This is a genomic window from Nocardioides sp. (assembly GCF_051876515.1).
GTDB lineage: Bacteria > Actinomycetota > Actinomycetes > Propionibacteriales > Nocardioidaceae > Nocardioides.
Map to the genome: position 1 here is coordinate 7632 of NZ_JBJEHY010000081.1, position 6433 is coordinate 14064.

The 6433-nt window shown below is 71.0% G+C and carries 5 protein-coding genes; 3 read left to right on the forward strand and 2 right to left on the reverse strand.

Annotated elements, in window-relative coordinates:
• Positions 1–71 precede the first annotated feature (71 nt).
• Both ggt and mgrA read left to right on the forward strand, forming a co-directional pair.
• A complete protein-coding gene (ggt, locus tag ACI379_RS05600) occupies positions 72–1922 on the forward strand; it encodes a gamma-glutamyltransferase (RefSeq protein ID WP_439791087.1) in 1851 nt (616 codons plus the stop codon).
• A 46-nt stretch (positions 1923–1968) separates the two neighbouring features.
• Entirely contained in the window at positions 1969–3000 is a 1032-nt protein-coding gene (gene mgrA / locus ACI379_RS05605) for an L-glyceraldehyde 3-phosphate reductase (RefSeq protein ID WP_439791088.1), read from the forward strand.
• A gap of 6 nt (positions 3001–3006) precedes the next feature.
• Here the strand turns inward: mgrA and helR are convergent, their stop codons facing one another.
• Both helR and ACI379_RS05615 read right to left on the reverse strand, forming a co-directional pair.
• Positions 3007–5157: an RNA polymerase recycling motor ATPase HelR gene (gene helR / locus ACI379_RS05610; protein ID WP_439791089.1), complete on the reverse strand. Its 2151-nt coding sequence runs from the start codon at positions 5155–5157 to the stop codon at positions 3007–3009.
• A 128-nt stretch (positions 5158–5285) separates the two neighbouring features.
• Positions 5286–5840, reverse strand: a complete 555-nt coding sequence (locus ACI379_RS05615; RefSeq protein ID WP_439791090.1) for a hypothetical protein — start codon at positions 5838–5840, stop codon at positions 5286–5288.
• Positions 5841–5993: 153 nt separating this feature from the next.
• Here ACI379_RS05615 and ACI379_RS05620 point away from each other — a divergent pair, with 153 nt between their 5' ends.
• A complete protein-coding gene (locus tag ACI379_RS05620) occupies positions 5994–6365 on the forward strand; it encodes a hypothetical protein (RefSeq protein WP_439791091.1) in 372 nt (123 codons plus the stop codon).
• Positions 6366–6433: the final 68 nt, after the last annotated feature.

The following is a 6433-nucleotide window of genomic DNA, read 5'->3' on the forward strand; positions in this document are numbered from 1 at the left end:
GCGCGCCGTGGCGGTGGACAGGAGGGCCGGGGCGGCGCAGTGTGGAGATCCATCTCTCGGGAGGTTCACCCATGCGCGCACCACGTCTGCGGCACGTCACGACAGCCCTCTCCACCCTCGTCCTGGCCGTGACCCTGGCCCCCGCGGGTCACGCGGCGGGATCCTCAGCTCCGGGCCACGGCGACCCCGGTCGTACGCCACCGGCGAAGGTGCCCACCGCCGTCGGTTACGGGGGAGCGGTCTCGACCGTTGACCCTGACGCCACACGGGCCGGTCTGGAGGTCCTGCGCCGAGGGGGCAACGCGGCGGATGCTGCCGTGGCGGCCGCCGCGGCCCTGGGAGTCACGGAGCCCTACTCCGCCGGTGTCGGCGGTGGCGGCTACTTCGTCCACTACGACGCCGCCACCGGCACCGTCGGCACCATCGACGGGCGCGAGACCGCACCGGCCGGCATGCCCACCGACGCCTTCATCGACCCGGCGACCGGCGCGCCGTACCGCTTCACTCCCGACCTGGTCACCAGCGGTGTCTCGGTTGGCGTCCCCGGTACTCCTGCCACCTGGGAGCGGGCCCTGGAGAAGTGGGGTCGCTGGGACCTGCGACGGGCACTGAAGCCCGCCACGACACTGGCCCGTCGAGGGTTCGTCGTGGATGAGACCTTCCGCCAGCAGACCCTCGACAACAAGGTGCGCTTCGAGGCGTTCGACGCCACGGCGGACCTCTTCCTCCCCGGCGGCGACGCGCCGCGGGTGGGCTCCGTCTTCCGGAACAAGGACCTGGCGGCGACGTACGACTCGATCGGGCGCCACGGCACGCGGGCCTTCTACCGTGGCCGGCTGGCGGACCTGATGGCCGACGTCGTCCAGCACCCGCGCACCAGCGACGACACGTCACTGCCGGTCCCGGCGGGCCACCTCACCACGACCGACCTCCGCGACTACCGGGTCCGGGAGCAGGCGCCCACCAGGATCAGCTACCGCGGTCTGGACGTGTACGGCATGGCGCCCTCGTCCTCGGGCGGCACCACCGTGGGGGAGGCCCTCAACATCCTGGAGGGCAGCGACCTCGGTGCCATGGACGAGACGGCCGCGCTGCACCAGTACCTCGAGGCGTCCTCGCTGGCGTTCGCGGACCGTGGGCGGTACGTCGGTGACCCGGCGTACGTCGACGTGCCCACGACGGACCTGCTCTCCGACACGTACGCGGCCGAACGCGCCTGCCTGATCAACCCGTCCACCGCGCTGGCGAAGCCGGTCGCGGCGGGCGACGTCACCGCCTACGACGGGGTCTGCGCGGGCGGAACGGGCGCCGGTGAGGTGGAGGCCGACACGGAGAACATCTCCACCACCCACCTGACCACTGCTGACCGGTGGGGCAACGTGGTGGCGTACACCCTGACCATCGAGCAGACCGGCGGCTCGGGCCAGGTGGTGCCCGGGCACGGGTTCCTGCTCAACAACGAGCTGACCGACTTCTCCACCGTCTTCGACCCGGCCGATCCCAACCGCATCCAGCCGGGCAAGCGTCCGCGTTCGTCCATGTCGCCCACGATCGTGCTGCGCGACGGCAAGCCCTTCCTGGCGCTCGGTTCCCCGGGCGGCTCCACCATCATCACGACCGTCCTGCAGATGCTGCTCAACCGTATCGACCTGGGCATGTCGATCGAGGAAGCCATCGCAGCGCCGCGGACCAGCCCGCGCAACACGGCCAACGTCACCTCCGAACCGGCCTTCATCGACGAGTTCGGCCCCGCGCTCAGCGCGCTGGGGCACCGGCTCGTACCGGCGGGTGACGCGTTCACCAGTGCGGCGGAGATCGGGGCGGCCACCGCGATCGAGTTCGGTCGCCACGGCCGGATGACGGCGGTCGCTGAACCCGAGCGTCGTGGCGGGGGAGCGGCTGGGGTCGTGCGCCGACGGTGACCGGGGCGAGGTCGACGGACGTGGCGTCCAGGCGCAGGATGGTGCCATGACCTGGACGCCCGCCGCCGACCGTTACGACTCGATGGACTACCGCTTCTGCGGGACCTCGGGACTCAAGCTGCCGGCCCTCTCGCTGGGGCTGTGGCAGAACTTCGGGACTGACCGTCCCGAGGAGACCCAGCGCGCGATCCTGCGCCGGGCCTTCGACCGGGGCGTCACCCACTTCGACCTCGCCAACAACTACGGGCCTCCGTACGGCCGGGCGGAGGAGAACTTCGGGCGCTACCTGCGCGACGACTTCGCTGGGCTGCGCGACGAGCTGCTCATCTCGACCAAGGCGGGCTGGGACATGTGGCCCGGCCCGTACGGCCAGGGCGGGGGTTCGCGGAAGTACGTCCTGTCGTCCCTCGACCAGTCACTGGCCCGCCTGGGCCTCGACTACGTCGACATCTTCTACTCGCACCGCTTCGACCCCGACACCCCGGTCGAGGAGACGATGATGGCGCTCGACCAGGCCGTACGGTCCGGGCGCGCCCTGTACGTGGGGATCTCGTCGTACTCGGCGACCAAGACCCGCGAGGCCGCCTCGATCGCCCGTGAGCTGGGGACGCCGCTGCTGATCCACCAGCCGTCGTACTCGATGTTCAACCGGTGGATCGAGGAGTCGCTCCTCGACGAGCTCGAGACCCAGGGGATGGGGTGCATCGCCTTCACGGCACTGGCCCAGGGCCTCCTCACCGACCGCTACCTGCAGGGCATCCCGGCTGACTCGCGGGCAGCACGCGCCGGCTCCTCGGTGCAGGACAGCCACCTGACCGCCGAGACGCTGGACCGCGTGCGGGCGCTCAACGAGATCGCGGCGGGCCGCGGTCAGAAGCTCGCCCAGCTCGCGCTGCAGTGGGCCCTGCGCGACCGCCGCATGACGTCGCTGGTCATCGGCGCCTCCAGCGTCGAGCAGCTCGACACGAACCTGGACGCTCTGGCGTTCCCCGACCTGACCGAGGACGAGCTGCGCCGGATCGACGAGTTCGCCGTCGAGGCGGGCATCAACCTGTGGGCCAAGCAGACCGAGGAGTAGATCCGGTCAGTCGGCCAGGACGAGTGTGCTCGTGGCACGCGTCATCGCCACGTACCGGTCCACCGCCGCGGTGTACCCCGCGCCCCAGGCCTGTGCACCCACGAGGACGACGAGGTCGAACTCGAGTCCCTTGGCGCCGACGGCTGAGAGGTGGGTGACCCGGGGGCTCGCGCTGACGTCCTCGGCCCCGATGACGCAGACGGTGCCCTCGCGGTGCTGCTCCAGCCAGGTCGCCACCGCGTCGGCCACCTCCGCGCTGCGGACCCGCCTGACGGGGATGCCGGAGGTACGGATGGACCGGGGCACGTTGGCGTCGGGCAGGACCGCGCGGATCTCGGGCGCCGCGGCCTCCATCACCTCGTGGGGTGTCCGGTAGTTTACGGTGAGCTCGGCACGTCGCGCCCCCGTCAGGCCTACCTGTTCGAGGTGCTCCTCCCAGCTGCCCCGGAACCGCTGACGTGCCTGCGCCCGGTCCCCGACGATGGTGAAGCTGCGTGACGGGCACCGGGCGATCAGCATCTGCCACTGGGCGTCGGTCAGCTCCTGCGCCTCGTCGACGATGACGTGGGCGAACGGCCCGGCGAGCCTGTCGGTGTCGAGGCTGGACGTGGGGTGCCCCGAGTCCTCCAGCTTCTCGCGCATGTCGTCGACGGTGAGCATGGAGACGAGGCCCTCGCCGAACTCGTCCCCGCCCGCACTGACGAGGTGCTCGATCACGGCGTCCATCTCGGCAGCGTCGGCTGCTCGACGGCGCGCGTCACTCCGGCGCCGGGCCTCCCAGTCCACGTCGCCCAGTCGGCGTCGGGCAGCGTCCAGCAGCGGGAGGTCGTCCGTGGTCCAGGGCGCGTCCGCGGCGCGCCGCAGGTGGGTGATCTGCTCGGAGGTGAGCCACGGCGCGCACCGCCGGAGGTACGCGGGAACCTCCCACAGGTCGGCGACGACGTCGGTGTACTCAAGCAGGGGCCACGCGGCGCGGATCGCCTCGCGGACCTCCTTGACCCGACGCAGCGCACCTGCCACGTCGCTCGCGGCGTCCTCGTCGAGGTCGAGCTTGGTGGCCACCACCTCACCGAGCGACTCCCACAGCAGCTCCCGGGACTCGTTGTGCGGGGTGGCCGTACCGACACGTGCGAAGGCCTCGGCCCAGTCGTCGACGCCGATCCACACCTCACCCCACGGGGTGTCCACGTCGAGTCCCGCGGTGGGTGGCTCCTCGTACAGCGCGACCGCTGGGCCGATGGCATCCACCATCTCGCGGCGGGCCTTCAGCGAGCGGACTGTCTCGTCGGCCTCGTCGACGGCGGCGTCTCCGTGCGGCACCAGGTCAGCCAGGGTGCAGGTCTGCACCCCGTCCTCGCCGAGATTGGGGAGCACGTCTGCGATGTAGTGCAGGTACGGACGGTGCGGGCCGACGAAGAGGACGCCTCCGCGGCGCTCGTCGACGCGCGGGTCGGCGTACATGAGGTAGGCGGCACGGTGGAGCGCGACGACGGTCTTCCCGGTCCCGGGGCCGCCGTCGACGACGAGTGGCCCGTGGGAGTCGGCTCGGATGATCATGTCCTGGTCGGCCTGGATGGTGCTGAGCACGTCGCGCATGGTGCTGCTCCGACTGGCGGACAGCGAGGCGATGAACGCGCCGTCCTCGTCGAGGGACAGGTCGCCGCGGTCCGTCGTACCGTCGAGCACCTCGTCCCAGTAGTCCACGACGAGACCGTTGGCCCAGCGGTACCGACGCCGGCTGCTGAGCCCCATGGGGTGCGCGGGGGTGGCAGCGAAGTACGGCTCCGCGGCGGGACTGCGCCAGTCGACGAGGAGCCGCTCCCCGTCCTCGTCGCTCAGGCCGAAGCGGCCGATGTAGGTCACGTCGCCCTGGTGGTCGACGGTGCGGCCGAGGCACAGGTCGTTGCTGTACCGCGACAGGCGGTGGATCTGCGCGCTGAGCCGGTGCACCTCCTGGTCGCGGTCCAGCGCGGCCTGTCCGGTGCCGCCCGGAGCGGTCCGTGCCTCGGCGCGTCGGGCCTGCAGGGTCGCGAGGTACTCGTCGAGGGTGAGCGCGACGCGGGCCAGGTGGGACTCGTCGGCGTCGGTGCGGGTACGGGAGCCCTTGTCGCCGAGTGCGGAGGGGATGGCGAAGACGGGGGCGGGGGAGTGGGTCAAGACGGGTGTGCTCCAACGCTCGGGGGTGCCGCCCGGGGCGGCGGGGAGCGTGGATTCTGCCCGAGGAGGGGGGCCTTGCGGCAAGGCCCCCCAAGCGGGTTACCTTGGAACTGTGAGGGGGCGTCGGCTCACACCGTCAGTGCCGCAACGACAGGCACGACAATGATCGCCAGCAGGATCACGAGCAGCAGGACGAGCACCCACCACCCCTTGACCGGCTGGGGCTCGTGACCGATGTTGCCGGTCGTGAACTGGTGCAGCGGTGCCCGGTAGAAGACCGGGACGTACGCCCCCTGCTGGACGTCGACCTGGAGGTCCGCCTGTCCGTACCGCCGCATCCACTCGCCGTACAGGTGGATGTGGTGCCGTCCCGGGACGACCGGGATGACGTTGCGGCCGTACTGCGCCGGCACGTGCCGTCCGTCGATGACCACGTTGGGGGTCAGCATGTTGGACGTCAGGACGCTGCCCTGGATGGTGAGGTCGATGAAGCCGGGCGGCGGCAGCGGAGCCGGCGGCTGCCCCTGCCAGCCCGGACCGCCCTGGGGCGGCGTGGAGGCGAACTGGGGCGGGGGAGGGCCGTACGGTCCCGGCGGTGGAGTCTGCCACTGCTGATCGGGTGGCGGCGGGTACGGGCCGGGCTGCTGGGGCGGGCCCTGCGGCGGGATGCCCTGGTGCGACATGACGTCTCCTGAGGGGGCGCTGGGTGGTGTGACCGCAACGAACGTTCCCACATGAGCTGTCGTTGACACCTGGGCGTGCCGGTCGGGTCCGCCCCGCGCCGGCAGGGGCTTTGGTCCAGACTTCCTCGGGATCGTCCGTCGTAGCGTGGCCCCATGAGGTTCCTTGGGCGCCATCGGCAGGACGCAGAACTCAAGAAGCTCCTGCGTGGCAGGCGCAACTTCACGGTTCACACGTCGCGGAGTCAGGTGGCTTCAGCGCTGTGGGACTACGGCGAAGATGCACTGGCCGAGCGCGCCATCGGCATGAACGACGACGAGTTGGCGAGCATCGAGAAGATCTCAGCCTGGTACGAAGACCCGACGTATCCACTCCCAATGACCGGGCAGCGGATCACCCACAGCCACGTCGCCGCCTTCGCAGCCATCACCCTGTTCGAAGGCCGCGTGCGACCGCTCGCGCGAACCCGCCGTCGCCCGCAGCGGGACCGACCCGTGGCCTACGAAGCACAACCGCCAACGCCCTAGATCAGCGATCCTCTGAGCCGTGGCCACGTGGCGCAGTATCGAACCGATAACTGACATTATGTCACTCA